This window comes from Devosia salina (genome assembly GCF_019504385.1).
Lineage (GTDB): Bacteria > Pseudomonadota > Alphaproteobacteria > Rhizobiales > Devosiaceae > Devosia > Devosia salina.
Genome location: NZ_CP080590.1, coordinates 3,151,738 through 3,169,411, shown reverse-complemented (window position 1 = coordinate 3,169,411; position 17,674 = coordinate 3,151,738). Strand labels below are relative to the sequence as shown.

Here is a 17,674-nt window from a genome sequence, read left to right as displayed (position 1 = left end):
CGCCAAGCTAACCGGCGCACAACAAGAAATTCGACCCGGCCGTCACGCGGCCGGAACGAGCCGTCACGTCCTGAACGTGGCCAGAGCGTTCATTACCCAACCTGCCGAGGAGGGCAGACCCAATGAAGACGACTTCGATTGTACTCGCCGTAGCCGCAACCTTGCTGTCGACCGTGGGCGCCTTTGCCCAATGGGTTCCTGAACGTCCCGTTGAATTCGTCGTCGCTTCTGGTGCCGGCGGCGGCACGGACAATTTCGCCCGCACCATCCAGTCCATTATCGTCCAGCACAACTTGATGGATCAGTCGGTGGTCGTGCTGAACAAGGGGGCCGGCAGCGGCGCCGAAGCCTTTGTCTATGCCAAGGCCAATGCCGGCGACCCGCACAAGCTGATCTTCGGTACCAACAATGTGTACCTGCTGCCCCATGTCGCCAAGATGGCCTATACCTCGGAAGACCTGGTGCCGGTTGCGGCGCTGGCGCTCGACGAGTTCCTCATCTGGGTCAAGGCCGATGCGCCCTTCACGGACGCGGCAGAGTTCATCGCAGCCGCCAAGGCCGATCCGGGCTCGCTGCCCTTCGGTGGCAGCCAGTCCAAGGATACCGACGAGACCCTGGTGGCCCTGATCGAGCAGAAGACCGGCGCCGACTTCAAGTATGTGCCGTTCAATGGCGGCGGTGAAGTGGGCGTGCAACTGGCGGGCGGGCACATCGCGGCCAATGTCAACAATCCCAATGAAAATCTCGGCCAGTGGCAGGCGGGCGCCATCAAGCCGCTCTGCGTCTTCAGCGACCAGCGCATGGCCGAAAGCGCACCAGTGCATGGCGACATGGGCTGGCACGATATCGTCACCTGCACGGAAAGCGGCATCGATATCTCGTCCTACCAGATGCCACGGACCGTCTGGTTGCCGGCCGGCGTTACCGACGAACAATTGGCCTTCTATGTCGACATGATGGAGAAGGTGAGCCAGACGCCCGAATGGCAGGAATACGTCGCCAATACGTCGCAGACCGGACGGTTCCTCGCGGGCGACGAATTGGCCAGTTTCATCGACAAAAGCGAAACCAGCACCGTCGAAGTCTTCAAGGCCGAAGGCTGGGCGCAGTAAGCTTCCTCCCGTGGCCGGGACGGGCACTGCCCGCCCCGGCCCAAAGACAATCAGAGCGGAGCACCGGATCGATGGTCATCAAGCGCATTCACATGGAAGTCTTTGTTGCCGGCCTCACGGCGCTGGCGGGCCTGGTGGTGGCAGGCGGCTCGCTCGAGCTGGGCGTCGGCTGGACCGGTTCCGGACCTGAGGCGGGCTATTTCCCCTTCTATGTAGGCCTGTTGCTGGCCATCGCCGGCAGCGCCAACGCGGTCTGGACAATCCTCATCCATCGCGGCGAAAGCGAAGTGTTCATCGAGCTTGAGCAGGCGAAGCGTCTCATGACCTTCTTCCTGCCCATGGCGGCCTTTGTGGTCGTGACCCTGATGCTCGGACTGTATGTGGGGGCGGCGCTGTACCTGTTCTACGTTGCCTGGCGCCAGGGCAAGTACAACCCGTTCTGGGCTGCGGGCCTGGGCATCGCTTTCTCGGTCTCTCTGTTCGTCGTCTTCGACATCCTGTTCCGCGTCCCGCTGCTCAAGGGGCCGCTGGAAGCTTTCCTCAAAATCTACTGACCGGCCCCGGGAGCACCGAAGATGGAAAATATCGGCTTGTTGATGGAAGGCTTTCAGGTCGCCATCACACCAATGCACCTGGCGATCATGGTGATTGGCGTCCTGCTGGGACTGGTGGTGGGCGTGCTGCCGGGCCTGGGCGCGCCCAATGGGGTATCCCTGCTCATCCCGTTGACCTTCACCATGGACCCGGTTTCGGCCATCATCCTGCTGGCCAGCATGTATTGGGGGGCGCTATTCGGCGGTTCGACCACCTCAATCCTGTTCAATATTCCTGGCGAACCGTCATCGGTGGCAACCACATTTGATGGCTATCCGATGGCGCAGAAGGGACAGACCACCCGGGCGCTGACCCTGGCCTTCATGTCTGCGGGCATCGGCGCGCTGGTCGGCGTCGTGGTGATAACGTTGCTCTCGACCTGGGCAGCCGATTTTGCCCTGCGCTTCGGGGCCCCGGAATATTTCTCGGTCTATTTCCTGGCCTTCTGCGCCTTTATCGGCATGGGCAGTTCCGCTCCGCTCAAGACAATCATTTCGTTGCTGATCGGATTGGCATTGTCGACTGTGGGCATGGACACGATCACTGGCACCTTGCGCCTGACCTTTGGCGCCAATGAACTGATGGGCGGGGTGTCCTTCCTTGTGGTCGTGATCGGCCTGTTCGGCATTGGCGAAATCCTCATGACCGTGCAGGACGGTCTGCATTTCCGTGGCGTCGCCTCGCGCATCGATCTGCGCGATGTGTTCCGCACCATTGCTGAATTGCCGCGCTACTGGACCACACTGCTGCGGTCTTCGGCCATCGGCACCTGGATGGGGATCACCCCTGGCGGCCCGACCGCCGCCTCGTTCATGAGCTATGGCGTGGCGCGCCAATGGTCCAAGCCGGGGGAGGCCTTCGGCAAGGGCCGGCCCGAAGGCATCGTCGCGCCTGAAACGGCCGACCATTCCGCCGGTACCTGCGCCATGCTGCCCATGCTGGCGCTGGGTGTGCCGAGCTCTGCGACTGCGGCCGTGATGATGGGCGGGTTGATGATCTGGGGGCTCACGCCCGGACCGATGCTGTTCGCGACCAAGCCGGATTTCGTCTGGGGCCTCATCGCCTCGATGTATGTCGCCAATATCGTTGGCGTGGTGTTGGTGCTGGCGACGGTGCCGATGTTCGCGGCCCTTCTGCGCATCCCCTTTTCGGTCATCGGCCCGGTCATTGTCGCCATCTGCTTCGTGGGCGCCTACACCGTCAGCAACGCCACGTTCGACCTGTGGCTGGTGCTTCTGTTCGGTTTGATCGGCTTCCTCTTCAGCAAGCTCAACTACCCCTTGGCTCCGCTGGTGTTGGCCATGGTGCTGGGCCACAAGGCCGAGAACTCCTTCCACCAGTCGATGATCCTTTCGGATGGCTCGCTCTGGGTATTCTGGTCCAATCCGCTAGTTGGCTCGATCATGACCCTGGCCTTGATGCTGATCGTCGTTCCTCAAGCGGCCAGGCTGGTGTCCAAATACCGTAGTCGCGGCACCCTCCGCTCGGCCCAGTAACCCTCATTTCCTGGTCTCACCATGAACTTTCACACCTATTTCGCCACTGCAGACAGGACCGTGCCGATCCAGACCTGCATCGTCGGCACGGGCGGCTTCGGGCGGAGCTTTTTGGCGCAGGGTCTGCGCGTGCCACTGATGCAGACGCGCGTCGCTGTCGATGTCAGCGCCGAAATTGCGGCTGCGTCCATGCGCTCGGCCGGCATTGCCGAGGCCGATATCCGCATCTGCGACACGCCGGACGCGGCAAGGCGTGCCTGGGACGCCGGGATGTATGTTGCAGCCGGTCGGATCGAGGACGTGCTCGATCTGCCGCTCGACGTGGTTGTCGAGGCGACCGGCCACCCGCAAGCGGGCGCGCGGCACGTGCGCCTGGCCATTGAGGCCGGCCACCATGTGGCTCTCGTCTCCAAGGAAGTCGACAGCGTGGTCGGGCCCGAACTGGCGCGTCTGGCCAGAAGCCGGGGGCGCTTTGTCTCGCCCGTCGATGGCGACCAGCCGAGCCTTCTCATCGGCCTTGTTACCTGGGCTGAAGTCATCGGGCTCGACATTGTCGCAGCGGGCAAGTCCAGCGAATACGACTTCGTCTTCGACCCCGCGTCCCGGACGCTGACCAGCAATGGCCGCACTGTGGACGCGCCGGGTTTTGCCGACTGGCTGGACCTGGCGGATCGCGATTGCTCTGCGGTCGCGGCAGGCCGGGCAGCGGCGGCTTCGGCCTTGCCGCAACGGGCGGTGCCGGACCTCTGTGAAATGACGGTGGTGGCCAATGCCACCGGATTGATGCCGGATCGACCCGATCTGCATGCGCCCATCGCTGCGATTGGTGAAGTCGCTGACTTTTTTGCCACGCGCGAAGATGGCGGCTTGCTCAACGGGACCCGCCGCCTTGACGTGTTCCACTGCCTCCGCCTGCCCAACGAGCCGAGCTTTGCCGGTGGCGTCTTTGTCGTGGTGCGCTGCCAGGACGAGGCGACCTGGGCCATGCTGCGCGAGAAAGGCCATGTCCTCAGTCGTTCCGGCCGCACGGCCATGCTCTATATTCCGCGTCACCTGCTCGGCATCGAGGCCGCGACCAGCGTGCTGGAAATGGCGCTGCGCGGCGTCTCCAGCGGGGCGCAGGATCCCATGCATCATGTCGACCTCGTCGCCCACGCCGATGCCGACCTTCCGGCGGGAACGGTGCTCACAATGGGTGGGCATCATCACGCGATCGAGAATGTCTCGTCGCGCATGGTCCCGGCACGCGCGCTGACCGCCGAAAGCCCAATGCCGTTCTATCTCGCCGCCGGCGCCCGGCTGGTCCGGCCTGTGGCGAAGGACACGCCTATCCGTCTGGGCGATGTCGAAATCGATCCGAATTCGGAACTCTCAGTCTTGCGGCGGCAGCAGGACAAGAGTTTCTTTCCTGGCCAGTGAGCCTGGGGGAACAAAGTGACTGACAAGACTGCAATCGTGACCGGTGCGGGCACCGGCGTGGGCAAAGCCATCACGCGGGCGCTGCTCGCCGATGGATTCAAGGTGGCGTTGCTGGGGCGCCGGCAGGATGTGCTCGACGCCTCCGCGCGCGAACTCGATCCGTCACGGGAGAAGACCTTGGTGCTGCCCACCGACATTGCCAATGCGGTGGCGGTTCAGGCGGCCTTCGATGCCGTGGTCAACGCCTGGGGGCGGCTCGACCTGCTGGTCAACAATGCCGGCGTCAACGCGCCCCTGGTGCCGCTGGAGGAGACCACACCCGAACAATGGTTCACAGTGGTCAATTCCAACCTGACCGGGGCGTTCTTCTGCACCCAATCGGCCTTCCGCGCGATGAAGGCGCAAAGCCCACAGGGTGGGCGGATCATCAACAATGGCTCGATCTCGGCCACCACGCCGCGCCCCTGGTCGTCGCCCTATGCGGCGACCAAGCATGCGATTACCGGGCTCACCAAGGCATCGGCGCTCGATGGACGGCCGTTCAATATCGCCTGCGGCCAGATCGATATCGGCAATGCCGGCACCGAGATGACCACCACCATTGCCAAGGGCGTGCTGCAGGCGGACGGATCGACAGCCGCCGAGCCGACCATTGATGCGGCCCATATCGCGCGAGCAGTCAGCTACATGGCCAGCCTGCCTCTTGAAGCCAATGTGCTCACCATGACGGTCATGGCCACGCAGATGCCCTTTGTGGGGCGAGGATAGGACCGCATTGATGCCGCGCCTAGCTGCCAATCTCTCCATGCTGTTCACGGAGCTGCCGTTCCTCGACCGGTTCGCCGCGGCGGCGGCGGCCGGGTTCACAGGCGTGGAGTTCCTGTTCCCCTATGACCATCCGGTGGAGGCCGTAAAGGCGTGTGCCGAGGCCGCAGGCGTGGACATCGTTCTGTTCAACATGCCGCCGGGCAATTGGGGCGAGGGCGAGCGTGGACTGGCTGTGCTCCCTGGCCGGGCGGCGGACTTTCGCGAGGGACTGTCGCGGGCCATGCACTATGCCCGGCATCTGGACGTCCCCCGGCTGCACATGATGGCCGGCCTGGCTTCCTCGAACGATGCGGGTGCTCGCCAACGCTATCGCGATGGTCTTCTAGCGGCTTCAGACATTGCCGGCGAGGCAGGAATCGACGTGCTGATCGAGCCATTGAACGGACGCGACATGCCCGGCTACTTTCTCGATAGCTTTGAGATGGCGGCCGACATCATCGCCGATCTCGATCGCCCCAATGTGCGGCTGCAATATGACATCTACCATCGGCAGATCCTGCATGGCGACGTCCTGCGCTCGCTAGAGGTTCTGATGCCGATCATCGGACACATCCAGATTGCCGCGGTTCCGGACCGCAGCGAGCCGGGGACGGGGGAGCTGGATGATGCAAGGATATTGCGCGCCATCGATCAGCTTGGTTATCGGGGCTGGGTTGGGTGCGAATACCGGCCGCTTGGCGACACCATGGACGGACTGAGCTGGCGTCCCGCGCTCCAAATCGCCCCAAGATGACACCCTGCTGTCGCAGACCTCGCGGGGAACAACAACCTGTTGACTGGACCTGCCCCTCAGCGCCGGTCGGGGGGGCCGCGGTCACGGTCGCAGCACCTTTGGGCCGCCCGCCGGTGTTCTATGCCCAGGACGCGGCCATGGCCGACCTGTTCGCCGGGTTGCGGGACCTTTGAAATGGATTGGGTGAACCTGGTCTGGCTGTTGCTGCTGGCAGGCGCGGCCGCCTATGTCCAGACCTTGACCGGCTTCGCCTTCGGCCTCCTGATGATGGCCGGGGTGGGGATGCTGAATCTCATTCCGCTGACCGACGCGGCCGTCGTCGTTGGCATATTGACGCTCGTCAATGCCGTCCAGATGCTGGCCAGGGGCTGGCGGGAGGTCGCCTGGGACCAGTTCCGCCTCATCATCGGACCGAGCCTGGTCCTGCTTTTCGGTGGCTATTTCCTGCTCGAATACCTGGCCGACACCAATCTGGACGGCCTGCGCCTGACGCTGGGCCTTGTGATCATCGTGGCCAGCATCCAGCTTTCGCTGCAGCCGCATCCCCGCAAGCAGCTATCTCGCCCGCAATCGTTCGTGGTAGCGGGTGGGCTGGCAGGGATATTGGGCGGGATGTTCTCGACCGCCGGCCCGCCGCTCATCTACCACATGTATCGTCAGCCATTGCCACATGCCGCGATCCGGCAAACATTGGTGCTGGTCTTTGCAATCAACGCGATGTTGCGGCTCGTGTTGGTGGTGGGATCGGGCAACTGGCCTGGGCAGACAGCGTTGTGGGGCGTGGTGGCAGCGCCCGCGGTGATGGCCCTTACCTATGCCGCAAGGCGCTGGCCGCCGCCATTGTCTCCGCTGGCCATGCGACGCGTGGCCTTTTTCCTCCTGCTGCTGTCCGGTGTATTCTTGGCAATCCCGGCCCTGCTTAATCTGATTGGAGTGTCCCCATGACCGAAATTCGCGAACTGCCCCTGGCCGACAAATCGCTCCTGGTTTCGCAGGCCTATGTTGCCGGCCAGTGGATCGATGCACCCGAGGGCAAGACGTTCGATGTCACCGATCCCTTCGATGGCTCATGCCTGGCGCGCCTGCCCGATCTTGGCCCGGAGACCGTTCGGCATGCGATCGACGTGGCGCATGAGGTGCAGCGGGACTGGGCCGGCAAGACGGCCAAGGAGCGGTCCGTGGTCCTCCGGCGCTGGTACGACCTGATCATGGCCAATGTCGATGATCTGGCCCTGATCCTAACCTCGGAGCAGGGGAAGCCGCTGGCGGAAGCCAGGGGCGAGATCGTCTCCAACGCCGCCTATATCGAGTGGTTCGCCGAGGAGGCCAAGCGCGTCAATGGCGATGTGATCCCCGGCGCAACGCCCCAGCAGCGCATCCTGGTGCTCAAGCAGCCCGTGGGGGTCTGTGCCGCCATAACACCCTGGAATTTCCCCAATGGCATGATCACGCGCAAGGCCGGTCCGGCCTTGGCGGCCGGTTGCACCATGATCCTGAAGCCGGCCTCGCAAACCCCGTTATCGGCCCTGGCGCTGGCCGTGCTGGCCGAGCGGGCCGGCGTGCCCAAGGGCGCGTTTTCCGTGGTGACTGGTGCTGCCAAGCCGATCGGCGAGGAGTTCTGCCGCAACCCCAAGATCGCCAAGATCACCTTTACCGGTTCGACCGGCGTGGGCCGCTGGTTGATGCGTGAAGCGGCCGACGGCATCAAGCGCCTGTCTCTCGAGCTCGGCGGCAATGCGCCGTTCATCGTTTTCGACGACGCCGATCTCGACGCGGCCGTCGAAGGGGCCATGATCTCCAAATTCCGCAATGCCGGCCAGACCTGCGTCTGTGCAAACCGCATCTACGTCCAGGAGAGCGTGGCCGAGGCCTTCTCCGCCAAGATGGTGGCAAAGGTTGCTGAAATCCGCCTGGGCCGGGGTACGGAAGCGGGCACGCAGCAGGGGCCGCTTATCGACGAGAAGGCGGTGGCCAAGATGGAAGAACACGTTGCTGATGCGCTGGCGAAAGGCGGGACGATCCTTGCCGGCGGCAATCGGTCCAGCCTGGGGGGCAATTTCTTCGAACCCACGGTCATGACCGGCATTACCCAGGCCATGAAGGTCGCCCGTGAGGAAACCTTCGCGCCATTGGCCCCGATCATTTCGTTCAAGGACGAGGCCGATGTCATCGCCATGGCCAATGACAGCGAGTTCGGGCTGGCGTCCTATTTCTATGCCAAGGACATGGCTCGCGTGGTTCGCGTCGCCGAAGCGCTCGAAGCAGGCATGGTCGGCGTCAATACCGGCATGCTGGCCAATGAAATGGCGCCCTTTGGTGGCGTCAAGCAGTCGGGTCTCGGGCGCGAGGGCTCCAAATACGGCATCGAGGGCTTCCTTGAAACCAAGTATGTCTGCCTGGCCGGTCTCTAGCCGCACGGCTTGAAATGACCCGTGACGACCACCTGCCGGGCTGCTCTCGCTATAGGGTGTCAGGGCCGGGCGTCGGCGGTGCGGGTCTTTTCACCGGTTCCGAGGTTGAGCCAGCGGTGTCGGTTGGTCCGGGGTGGTCGAGCAGGACCCGTTGGCTGGCCCCGTCAATGTCGTCAAACTGGCCGGAATTGAGCGCCCAGGAAAAGGCGGCCAGGGCCAGCAGGCCCAGGAACAGTGCGCAGGGAATGAGAATGGCAAGACCGGACATGACGGCTCCTAGCGTTGCGTGGTGCCGAATTTGAGACGCATGGCGTTGAGGACGACGACCAGCGACGAGGTGGACATGGCCACGGCCGCAATCAGCGGGGACACCTGGCCGGCGATGGCAAGCGGCAGCACGACGACATTGTAGGCCACGGAGAACAACAGGTTCTGCCGCACCAGGCGGTCCGCCCTGCGGGCGATGGCGATCGCGAAGGGCACGTCGGTGAGGCGGTTGCGGGTCATCACGAGGTCGGCCGCGGCGCGCCCGATATCGGCGGCCGACCCGGGAGCCATGGAGACGTCGGCGGCGCGCATGGCGGGTGCATCGTTGATGCCGTCGCCGACCATCAGCACGGTGCCGTGCTGCGACCGCAGAGTTTCGATGGCCACGACCTTGTCGTCGGGGCGCATGGAAGGCGTGAAGCTGGTCAGGCCGACGGCCTCGGCGATGGCGGCGACAGCGACCGGCCGGTCGCCGGAAAGCATTGTTGCCTGCACTCCTTGGCGCGTCAGGATGCGCAAGGCCTCAGTGGCCTCGGGCCGCGGGATATCGTTGAACTGGAAGCGCGCCAGCACCTCGCCATTGCGGCTCAGCCAGACCTGGCTACCCGTTCCGGCGACATCATCCTCGGCGCCGCAGAAATCGGCATTGCCCAGCCGCCAGATATCGATGCCGTCGTGGGCAGCGACGCCGGCGCCAGGCGTTTCGGTGATTTCGCCAGTGAACTGCAGGGGGTCGGGGCAAGCCTCGACCAGAGCCCTGGAGAGGGGGTGGTTGCTGCCGCTGGCGAGCCAGGCGGCGCGGCGCAGCAGGTCCGGGGGCAGGTCGGGGTCCGCCAAGAGCTGCGGCCGGCCCTGGGTAATGGTGCCGGTCTTGTCGAAGGCGGCCATATGGACGCGGCTCAGCTTCTCCAGCGCGGCACCGTCGCGCACCAGAATGCCGGCGCCGAAGAGCCTGCCGGCCGCCACGACATGCACGATCGGCACGGCGAGGGCCAGGGCGCAGGGGCAGGTGATGATCAGCACTGAAACTGCATGCAGAAGCGCCGTGTGAAGGGAGGCGCCGGCCAGCAACCACCCGGCCAGCGTCGCTGCTGCAGTCACATGAATGACAGGCGCATAAAGCGCTGCCACCCGGTCGGCGAGCCGCCGATAGCGGGTGCGCACATCCTCGGCGGCGCGCATCATCTCGGTCATGCGGCTGAGGAAGGATTGATCGGCCGTGCGCAACACCTCGATCTCGACCGGCCGGTCGAGGACGGCCGCGCCTGCGACCAGGCTCTCGCCCAATTCGAGGGTCAGGGGGTGGGATTCTCCGCTGACCATGGCCAGGTCGAACTGCGCCGGCCCTGTCCGCAGGCGGCCATCTACCGGTACGCGGTCCCCGGCCCGCAACATCAGGATCATCCCGGGCAGGATGCGAGCCAATGGGATCACCTGGGTTCGACCGTCCTCCAGCAGTCGCGTCGCGGCACGGGGCTGCAGGCGCGACAGGCCCTCGACCGCACTGCGGGCCCGCACCCGCATCATGTGGTCGAGCGTGCGGCCAACGAGCAGGAAGAACAGCAGCATGGTGGACGCGTCGAAATAGGCATGCGCGCCGCTGGTTGCGGTCTCATAGAGGCTGAGCCCAGTGGTAGCGAGCACGCCAATGGTGATGGGCACATCCATATTGGTGCGGCTGACCCGCAAAGCCGACCATGCCGAGCGGAAGAACGGCCGGCCGGCATAGGCCACGGCCGGCAGGGCCAGCAGCGCCGAGAGCCAGTGGAAGAGATCGCGCGTTGCCTGGTCCGCGCCGGCCCAGACCGAGACGGAAAACAGCATGATGTTGCCGGCCGCAAACCCGGCCACTGCCAGGCTGCGCACCAGTTCGGAAAGAACCGGGTCCCGGGCGGTGACGTCGGCGGGATCGACGGGAAACGTGCGGTAGCCGCTCCTCGTGATGGCGGGGCCCAGCGCTGCAAGGTCCGCCGTCGCGTCGTGGCGGATGGTCACCTGGCGGCGGGTCAAATTGACCCGTGCGCCGGTCACGCCCGGTACCTGCGCCAATCCTGTCTCGATGGACTGGATGCAGGTGGCGCAATAGGCATCGGGCACCGCAAAGCAGATCTCGCGCTCGCCATCGGCGTTTTGGCGAACCAACTCGGACAGCAGCTCGGGCGTGCCGTCGGCCAGCGATGGAAGGCTCGCCTCAAGCGTCATTCCACGGTGACCCGAGATTCGTACTCGATCATCCCCAGTGCGGTGGGCGCGGTGGTGATGGTGATGTCCCAGACGCCAGGAGCCAGGTCAAGCGCACCGACATAGTCATTGCCCCTGAATTCAAGTGCGAGGGTTGTGTCGTCATGACCGCCGACGGGGCGGCGGACAAAGGCCGAGACATTGTCGAGCATCAGGGTGTTGCCAGAGGCGTCGCGCGCCGAGAAGACGATGCTGCCATCGGCGTGGCTGGTCTCGACCACCCAGCCGGCGGCCCGCTGCGCGGCAATGGTGTGTTGCTTGTCGTTGAAGCGCTGGCTCTCGACATAGGAATTGTCCACCACCAGGCCCGTCCAGGTGCGCATGGACGAGATGGCCATGGTCAGGTTGACCGCGATGACCACCGCAAAGAAGGCGGTGATGATGGCCAGCATGTGCCAGCCGGTGAACTCCCTGGCAGTGGTCTTCATTTGACAGTCTCCGGCGCTTCGAAGCGCACCTGTTGGGTGGCAATGGCCTCACCGACGCTGGCCCGGGCGGTCATCAGAAAGTCGGTTCGGGCCGCCAGGTCCCCTGCCGGTGCGCGCACATAGATGCGCAGTGGCAGAACCAGATCGGGCTCGACCTGAAGCGACAGCGCGGTCGTGGCTTCATCTGCCATGTTCGGCGAGGTGATCGTGGCGCCAGGCAGCCCCTCGATCGTGAAGGTGACCGCGCGCGGCGCGTTGGTCATGTTGAGGATCTTGACGTCGTAGCCATTCTGGATGGAGCCGTCCGAAAGGAGGACGTAGAGCGGGTTGCGATCGTGCAGCACGTTCAGGCCAAGCTCGCTGCGCATGGACAGGGCCACCAGCATGGCGAGGCCAATCAGCCCCCAGACACCAAAGTAGACAAGCGTGCGGAGCCGCACGACGGACCGCCAATTGGTGTGCCGAAGCGCGTCCACCCAACCACCTTCGGGGCGCCGGACCCGTGATGGGTCGATGCCGCGCGGCCCGGTCGCCAGCTTCATGTTGGTGTCGTAGTCGTTCAGCGTGGTGTAGGAGATCAGGCCGCGATCGCGTCCGAGGCGGGTCATGACATCGTCGCAGGCGTCGATGCAGAGCGCGCAGGTGATGCATTCAAGCTGCTGGCCGTCGCGGATGTCGATGCCCATCGGGCATACCGCCACGCAGGCATTGCAGTCCACGCAATCGCCCACGGCCTGGCCATTGGCGGCCGCCTTCTTGGCGTGCTTGCCGCGCGGTTCGCCACGCCAGTCATTATAGGTGACGGTCAGGGAATGCTCATCCAGCATCGCCGCCTGGATGCGCGGCCAGGGACACATATAGGTGCAGACCTGTTCGCGCATGAGCCCGCCAAAGGTGTAGGTGGTGGCCGTGAGCGTGGCGATGGTGGCATAGGCAACCAGCGGCGCCTTCAGCGTCACGATATCGACCAGCAGGGTCGGCGCATCGGCGAAGTAGAACACCCAGGCTCCGCCCGTCAGCACGCCGATCAGCAGCCAGATGCCGTGCTTGCTTACCCGCTTTGCCAGCTTGCTTGCCGTCCAGGGCGCGTTTTCGAGCTTGATGCGCGCATTGCGGTCGCCTTCGATGGCGCGTTCGACGACGAGGAAGAGATCGACCCAGACGGTCTGGGGGCAGGCATAGCCGCACCAGGCACGTCCGACCGTCGAGGTGACGAGGAACAGCCCCACGCCGGCCATGACCAGCAGGCCAGCCACATAGTAGAATTCCTGCGGCCAGATTTCGAGAAAGAAGAAGTAGAACCGGCGGTTGGCCAGGTCGAGCAAGACCGCCTGGTCGGGCGCGTATTCGCCCCGGTCCCAACGCAGCCAGGGGGTGACGTAATAGATGGTCAGGGTGATCGCCATGACGATCCATTTGAGTCGCCGGAAGGTGCCCTGAGCGCGCTTGGGGAAGATCTTGCGGCGTGCCGCATAGAGCGGCTGACGGGTCCTGGCGGAATTCACCGCCTCGACATCTATGCGTGGCGGCACCGCGTCGGTCGTCTTGGTCGTCATGGTCATTGGGCTCCTGTGGGCGGCACATTCTCACGGAAGCGGCCGGACCTAGTTGACTTGAATCAACAAAGGCCGCGGCTGGTCGCCGCGGCCTTTGTGGCGCGTTGTCTGGTGGACGGGCCTACTGCCCGCCGCCCAGGCCATGCACATAGATGGCGAGTTCCTTGATGGTGACGTCATCGAGCTTTTCGGACCAGGCAGGCATCATGCCGTGACGCGCCTGGGTGAGCTGCGCCTCGATGGAGGCCACCGAACCTTCATAGAGCCAGATGGCGTCGGTCAGGTCGGGAGCTCCCAATTCGGCCATGCCCCTGGCATCCTCGCCATGGCAGCCAGCGCAATTGTCGAGAAAGGTCTGGTGTGCGTCGGGGCTCGCGGGATCGGCCTCGATGCCGGACAGGCCTGCGACATAGGCGACCATGTCCTTGATCTGGGCGCGATCCAGCATGCCGTCCACCCCGAAATTGGGCATCAGGTTGAACCGTGTGTCCGGATCGGTCGCGGAGCGCACGCCATGGGAAATGGTGTAGTGAATGTCGTCGATCGTGCCGCCCCAGATCCAGGAATCGTCGTTGAGGTTGGGGTAACCCGAGGCGCCGGCCGCCCCGGTGCCGTGGCATTGCGAGCAGTTGACCTTGAAGGCCGAGGCACCCGCCGCGCTGGCGAAGCGGGTCAGCTCCGTATCGGCGAGTATGTCCTGGAGCGGCAAGGTGGCGATGCGCTCGATCACGGCCTGATTGGCGGTCTGCACGTCCGCCAGGTTCTGGTGCAGGTCGGCACGGCTGGAATAGCCCAGAACACCCCCCGTCGCGCTGGAGATCAGCGGCCAGGCCGGAAAGAGCACGGTGTAGACCACTGCGAACACGATGGTGCCGTAGAAGGTCCAGAGCCACCAGCGCGGCATGGGCGTATTGAGTTCCTTGATGCCGTCCCATTCATGGCCGGTCGTTTCCGTGCCGGTGAGAGCATCGACTTCCTTTTCGGTCTGCCTGTCAGTCATTGCCGGTCTCCTTGGCGGCGTCGCGCAGGGGAATCTGGGCTGCGTCAACGGCGCGATGGCGCGCGCCGGGACGCAACAGGAAGAGGCCGACGAAGAGGAATATGCCGAACATGTAGAGGAGCCCCCACGAGTCGGCGAAATGGCGCATTGCGTCGTAATCCATTCTTTGCGTCCCCTAGCGGAAATTGGCTTCGGCGTCGTAGCTGTCGAATTCGACCAGCGTTCCGAGCATCTGCAGATAGGCGACAAGGGCATCCATTTCGGTGATCTTGTCCGGGTTGCCGTCGAAGTCCCCGACCACGGCCTTGGGATAGCGGGTCAGCAGCTCGGATGTGTCGGCGTCCGGGGTCGCCTGGGCGATCAGGTCGCGCGTTGCGGCATCGATCATCGCCTGGTCATAGGGCACGCCGACGGTGGCATTGGCCTGCAGCTTGCCGGTGATGGTGCCGTAGTCGAGGGTGGCCAACGAGAGGAAGGCATAGCTGGGCATCACCGACTCTGGGACCACCGAGCGCGGATCGGTCAGGTGTTGCACCTGCCAGTCGTTTGAATACCGCCCGCCGACGCGCGCCAGGTCCGGCCCGGTGCGCTTGGATCCCCATTGGAAGGGATGGTCGTACATCGACTCGGCCGCCAGCGAGTAATGGCCGTAGCGCTCCACCTCGTCGCGGAATGGCCGGATCATCTGGCTGTGGCAGGTGTAGCAGCCCTCGCGGATGTAGATGTCGCGCCCGGCCAGCTCGAGCGGCGAATAGGGCCGCATGCCGTCCACCTTCTCGATGGTGTTCTGGAAGTAGAACAGGGGGGCGATCTCAACGATGCCGCCGATTGCGACCACAACGAGCGAGCCGACGAGCAGCAGGGACGCGTTGCGTTCGATGATGCCGTGCTTGGCAAGAATGGACATGATTGGTGCTCCTTACGCGGCGGGCTGCAGGCTGGCCGAGACCGGCATGGGACGCTCGCTGCGGACCTTGCCGACGACGGTCATCCAGATGTTGAAGGCCATGACCAGTCCACCGGCGAGGTAGAGCAGGCCGCCGCCCACGCGCATCAGATAGTAGGGGTGCATGGCCGCCACGGTTTCGGCGAAGGAATAGACCAGGAAGCCCTGGCTATCGTATTCGCGCCACATCAGGCCCTGCATGATGCCGGCGACCCACATGGCGGCGGCGTAGACCACGATACCGAGGGTGGCGAGCCAGAAGTGCCAGTTGACCATGCGTAGCGAATAGAGGCGTTCCCGGCCCCACAGGCGGGGCACCATGAAATAGACGGCGCCGAACGAGATCATGCCGACCCACCCAAGGGCACCGGAATGCACGTGGCCGATGGTCCAGTCGGTATAGTGGCTGAGGCCGTTGACCGACTTGATCGACATGACCGGGCCTTCGAAGGTGGACATGCCGTAGAAGGCGACGGCAATCACCATCATGCGGATGATCGGATCGGTCCGGAGCTTGTCCCACGCACCGCGCAGGGTCATCAGGCCATTGATCATGCCGCCCCAGCTGGGCATCCACAGCATCACCGAGAACACCATGCCCAGGGTTTGCGCCCAGTCGGGCAGGGCGGTGTAGTGCAGGTGGTGCGGGCCGGCCCAGATATAGAGGAAGATCAGCGACCAGAAGTGGATGATCGAGAGCCGGTAGGAATAGACCGGGCGCTCGGCCTGCTTGGGCATGTAGTAGTACATCATCCCCAGAAAGCCGGCGGTGAGGAAGAAGCCCACCGCATTGTGGCCATACCACCACTGGGTCAGGGCATCCTGCACGCCCGAGAACAGCGAATAGCTGCGCGAGCCGAAGAAGGAGACCGGCACGGCCAGATTGTTGACCACGTGCAGCATGGCCACGGTGACGATGAAGGCGAGGTAGAACCAGTTCGCCACATAGATATGCGGCTCCCTGCGCTTGAGGAGCGTCCCCAGGAACAGGATGAGATAGGCCACCCAGACAATGGTGAGCCAGATATCGACATACCATTCGGGCTCGGCATATTCGCGGCTCTGGGTGATGCCCAGCAGATAGCCGGTGGCGGCCATGACGATGAACAGCTGATAGCCCCAGAACACGAACCAGGCGAGGTCCCCGCCGAACAGCCGTGCCCGGCAGGTGCGCTGGACCACATAGAAGCTGGTGGTCAACAGCGCCGTGCCGCCAAAGGCAAAGACCACGGCGGAAGTGTGCAGGGGGCGCAGGCGGCTGAAGGTGAGGAACGGGCCGAAATTGAGGTCGGGGAAGGCCAGTTGCGTGGCCACCACAACGCCGACCAGGAAGCCGACAATACCCCAGAACACGGTCAGCAGCGAACCGATCCGCACCGGACCATCCATGTAGCTGGCCTCGCCCGCCGGATCAGGCACGCGTTCGGGCAGCCGCAAAGCCACCAGCGTCGCCAGGCCCAGCACCAGGGTCAAGATGCCCATATGCAGGCGGAACGGCGCGTCCACAGCCAGCCCCGAAAGCAGGGCCGCCAACAGAGTTCCGCCGCCAAGGCCGATTATCCATCCCTTGTTCACATCGATTCCCCAAGCCAAACCGGCACAGTGCTGCCGTGCTGGGCTTGGTAAGCCGGGGTGGGCTCACCGACTTTGATTTGGATCAAGGTTGGCGCGAGTGTGGATTGTCATGGTGGTCGCCAGGCATTCGAGGGGTTTCCCATGACGGCGACAAAGAGGAACATGGGTGGTCGGCGCGATGGCGAGGCTGCCCTCGATCGACCGGGCTTCTGCCAGATCCTGGCGGCATATCGCGCGGGGGGCTCATCTCAGGAGCGTGGGGCCCCGAGCGCACACGTTCCAGGAGCGCCAGCGGTTCCGGTCAAGTCGCCCGGAAGCTCCAGGCTGCAATGATCTGGCAATCCCTGGTCTGGGGCGTGCTGATGGGCGCTGGTGCGGCGCTGCACTGCGCCGGTATGTGCGGCCCGATCGGCTGTGCCCTGCTGACCGTCACCGATGCACGGCAGTCCGTTCGGCCCGCCTGGCAGCGCCTCGCGGTGATGCAGATTGGCCGGGTGCTTGCCTATGTGGCGCTGGGGCTGGTCTTCGGCGCATTCGGGGCGGGCCTTATCCGGCAGATCGACATGAGCCCCGTGCATATGGCCCTGCAATGGATGGCGGCCGGCGTCGTGATCTGGATGGGCCTGTCGACGGCCGGCCTCGTGCCCAGCCTGGCTGGGTTCGACCGCGCCCTGGCGCCCATGGCGGGCCTGACCGCCAGGGTTCGCTTTGCTCTGTCCCGGGGTGGGCCGGAGCTGGATTTGGTCTCCGGCCTGGTCTGGGGGCTCACCCCCTGTCCCCTTGTCTACGCTGCGGTGTTCAATTCCATGGTGCTCGGCTCGGTCGAGATGGCCATGCTGATGATGCTGGCCTTCGGGCTGGTGACGGCCGTGCCGGTCATGGCGTCGTCGCTGCTTCTCTTTGGAGCAGGCGGGCGACGCAAGCGTCCGGGCCACCTTGCCGCGGGCCTGATGATGGCGGGCATGGGCGTCCTGGCGTTCCTGCTGACCACGCCGGGCAGTCCCCTCTGCATTTCTTGACCCTGTGATCGCTCAGCAGGGCGGACTTGACGCGACCCGCGCGGAAGCG

At 64.5% G+C, this 17,674-nt stretch carries 17 protein-coding genes; 9 read left to right on the top strand and 8 right to left on the bottom strand.

Annotated features, from left to right (window positions below; translation table 11 throughout):
- The first annotated feature begins 122 nt into the window (after window positions 1–122).
- The 8 genes from K1X15_RS15515 to K1X15_RS15480 all read left to right on the top strand — a co-directional run bounded on the left by K1X15_RS15515 (window position 123) and on the right by K1X15_RS15480 (window position 8,593).
- The gene (locus tag K1X15_RS15515; protein WP_220304511.1) at window positions 123–1,112 is read left to right on the top strand and encodes a Bug family tripartite tricarboxylate transporter substrate binding protein; all 990 of its coding nucleotides are present in this window, start codon (window positions 123–125) and stop codon (window positions 1,110–1,112) included.
- 71 nt (window positions 1,113–1,183) lie between these two features.
- A complete protein-coding gene (locus K1X15_RS15510) occupies window positions 1,184–1,666 on the top strand; it encodes a tripartite tricarboxylate transporter TctB family protein (protein WP_220304510.1) in 483 nt (160 codons plus the stop codon).
- A 21-nt stretch (window positions 1,667–1,687) separates the two neighbouring features.
- Window positions 1,688–3,202: a tripartite tricarboxylate transporter permease gene (locus tag K1X15_RS15505; RefSeq protein ID WP_220304509.1), complete on the top strand. Its 1,515-nt coding sequence runs from the start codon at window positions 1,688–1,690 to the stop codon at window positions 3,200–3,202.
- Between the two features lie 21 nt (window positions 3,203–3,223).
- Entirely contained in the window at window positions 3,224–4,621 is a 1,398-nt protein-coding gene (locus K1X15_RS15500; RefSeq protein WP_220304508.1) for an NAD(P)H-dependent oxidoreductase, read from the top strand.
- 15 nt (window positions 4,622–4,636) lie between these two features.
- Complete coding sequence (locus K1X15_RS15495; protein WP_220304507.1) at window positions 4,637–5,389, top strand: SDR family oxidoreductase; 753 nt, start codon at window positions 4,637–4,639, stop codon at window positions 5,387–5,389.
- A gap of 10 nt (window positions 5,390–5,399) precedes the next feature.
- On the top strand, window positions 5,400–6,182 hold the full coding sequence (gene otnI, locus K1X15_RS15490) for a 2-oxo-tetronate isomerase (RefSeq protein ID WP_220304506.1): 783 nt from the start codon (window positions 5,400–5,402) through the stop codon (window positions 6,180–6,182).
- Between the two features lie 174 nt (window positions 6,183–6,356).
- A complete protein-coding gene (locus K1X15_RS15485) occupies window positions 6,357–7,127 on the top strand; it encodes a TSUP family transporter (protein ID WP_220304505.1) in 771 nt (256 codons plus the stop codon).
- Entirely contained in the window at window positions 7,124–8,593 is a 1,470-nt protein-coding gene (locus tag K1X15_RS15480) for an NAD-dependent succinate-semialdehyde dehydrogenase (protein ID WP_220304504.1), read from the top strand. The genes K1X15_RS15485 and K1X15_RS15480 overlap by 4 nt, the downstream gene beginning before the upstream one ends.
- A 49-nt stretch (window positions 8,594–8,642) precedes the next feature.
- Here the strand turns inward: K1X15_RS15480 and ccoS are convergent, their stop codons facing one another.
- The 8 genes from ccoS to ccoN form a co-directional block, all read right to left on the bottom strand.
- Window positions 8,643–8,861 (bottom strand): cbb3-type cytochrome oxidase assembly protein CcoS, encoded by a 219-nt coding sequence (gene ccoS, locus K1X15_RS15475; RefSeq protein WP_220304503.1) that lies wholly within the window; start codon window positions 8,859–8,861, stop codon window positions 8,643–8,645.
- Between the two features lie 8 nt (window positions 8,862–8,869).
- Window positions 8,870–11,062 carry a heavy metal translocating P-type ATPase gene (locus K1X15_RS15470; protein ID WP_220304502.1) on the bottom strand — a complete coding sequence of 731 codons (2,193 nt, stop codon included), beginning with the start codon at window positions 11,060–11,062 and terminating at the stop codon, window positions 8,870–8,872.
- Entirely contained in the window at window positions 11,059–11,529 is a 471-nt protein-coding gene (locus K1X15_RS15465; RefSeq protein ID WP_220304501.1) for a FixH family protein, read from the bottom strand. Before K1X15_RS15465 ends, K1X15_RS15470 begins: the two co-directional genes overlap by 4 nt.
- Window positions 11,526–13,085: a cytochrome c oxidase accessory protein CcoG gene (ccoG, locus tag K1X15_RS15460; protein WP_220304500.1), complete on the bottom strand. Its 1,560-nt coding sequence runs from the start codon at window positions 13,083–13,085 to the stop codon at window positions 11,526–11,528. The genes K1X15_RS15465 and ccoG overlap by 4 nt, the downstream gene beginning before the upstream one ends.
- Window positions 13,086–13,206: 121 nt before the next feature.
- Window positions 13,207–14,085 carry a cytochrome-c oxidase, cbb3-type subunit III gene (gene ccoP, locus K1X15_RS15455; protein ID WP_220304499.1) on the bottom strand — a complete coding sequence of 293 codons (879 nt, stop codon included), beginning with the start codon at window positions 14,083–14,085 and terminating at the stop codon, window positions 13,207–13,209.
- A complete protein-coding gene (locus K1X15_RS15450) occupies window positions 14,078–14,248 on the bottom strand; it encodes a cbb3-type cytochrome c oxidase subunit 3 (RefSeq protein ID WP_220304498.1) in 171 nt (56 codons plus the stop codon). The genes ccoP and K1X15_RS15450 overlap by 8 nt, the downstream gene beginning before the upstream one ends.
- 12 nt (window positions 14,249–14,260) lie before the next feature.
- Window positions 14,261–14,992, bottom strand: a complete 732-nt coding sequence (gene ccoO / locus K1X15_RS15445) for a cytochrome-c oxidase, cbb3-type subunit II (protein WP_220304497.1) — start codon at window positions 14,990–14,992, stop codon at window positions 14,261–14,263.
- Between the two features lie 12 nt (window positions 14,993–15,004).
- Window positions 15,005–16,606 (bottom strand): cytochrome-c oxidase, cbb3-type subunit I, encoded by a 1,602-nt coding sequence (ccoN, locus tag K1X15_RS15440; RefSeq protein WP_240549516.1) that lies wholly within the window; start codon window positions 16,604–16,606, stop codon window positions 15,005–15,007.
- A 329-nt stretch (window positions 16,607–16,935) separates the two neighbouring features.
- Between ccoN and K1X15_RS15435 the strand changes: the two genes are divergently transcribed.
- Window positions 16,936–17,625, top strand: coding sequence for a sulfite exporter TauE/SafE family protein (locus K1X15_RS15435; RefSeq protein WP_220304496.1), 690 nt, complete (start codon window positions 16,936–16,938; stop codon window positions 17,623–17,625).
- Window positions 17,626–17,674: the final 49 nt, after the last annotated feature.

Excerpts from the sequence above, each read along its gene's own strand:
- K1X15_RS15515 (WP_220304511.1), top strand. The coding sequence starts at position 123 with ATGAAGACGACTTCGATTGTACTCGCCGTAGCCGCAACCTTGCTGTCG.
- K1X15_RS15510 (WP_220304510.1), top strand. The coding sequence starts at position 1,184 with ATGGTCATCAAGCGCATTCACATGGAAGTCTTTGTTGCCGGCCTCACG.
- K1X15_RS15505 (WP_220304509.1), top strand. The coding sequence starts at position 1,688 with ATGGAAAATATCGGCTTGTTGATGGAAGGCTTTCAGGTCGCCATCACA.
- K1X15_RS15500 (WP_220304508.1), top strand. The coding sequence starts at position 3,224 with ATGAACTTTCACACCTATTTCGCCACTGCAGACAGGACCGTGCCGATC.
- otnI (WP_220304506.1), top strand. The coding sequence starts at position 5,400 with ATGCCGCGCCTAGCTGCCAATCTCTCCATGCTGTTCACGGAGCTGCCG.
- K1X15_RS15485 (WP_220304505.1), top strand. The coding sequence starts at position 6,357 with ATGGATTGGGTGAACCTGGTCTGGCTGTTGCTGCTGGCAGGCGCGGCC.
- K1X15_RS15480 (WP_220304504.1), top strand. The coding sequence starts at position 7,124 with ATGACCGAAATTCGCGAACTGCCCCTGGCCGACAAATCGCTCCTGGTT.
- ccoS (WP_220304503.1), bottom strand. The coding sequence starts at position 8,861 with ATGTCCGGTCTTGCCATTCTCATTCCCTGCGCACTGTTCCTGGGCCTG.
- K1X15_RS15470 (WP_220304502.1), bottom strand. The coding sequence starts at position 11,062 with ATGACGCTTGAGGCGAGCCTTCCATCGCTGGCCGACGGCACGCCCGAG.
- K1X15_RS15465 (WP_220304501.1), bottom strand. The coding sequence starts at position 11,529 with ATGAAGACCACTGCCAGGGAGTTCACCGGCTGGCACATGCTGGCCATC.
- ccoG (WP_220304500.1), bottom strand. The coding sequence starts at position 13,085 with ATGACGACCAAGACGACCGACGCGGTGCCGCCACGCATAGATGTCGAG.
- ccoP (WP_220304499.1), bottom strand. The coding sequence starts at position 14,085 with ATGACTGACAGGCAGACCGAAAAGGAAGTCGATGCTCTCACCGGCACG.
- K1X15_RS15450 (WP_220304498.1), bottom strand. The coding sequence starts at position 14,248 with ATGGATTACGACGCAATGCGCCATTTCGCCGACTCGTGGGGGCTCCTC.
- ccoO (WP_220304497.1), bottom strand. The coding sequence starts at position 14,992 with ATGTCCATTCTTGCCAAGCACGGCATCATCGAACGCAACGCGTCCCTG.
- K1X15_RS15435 (WP_220304496.1), top strand. The coding sequence starts at position 16,936 with ATGATCTGGCAATCCCTGGTCTGGGGCGTGCTGATGGGCGCTGGTGCG.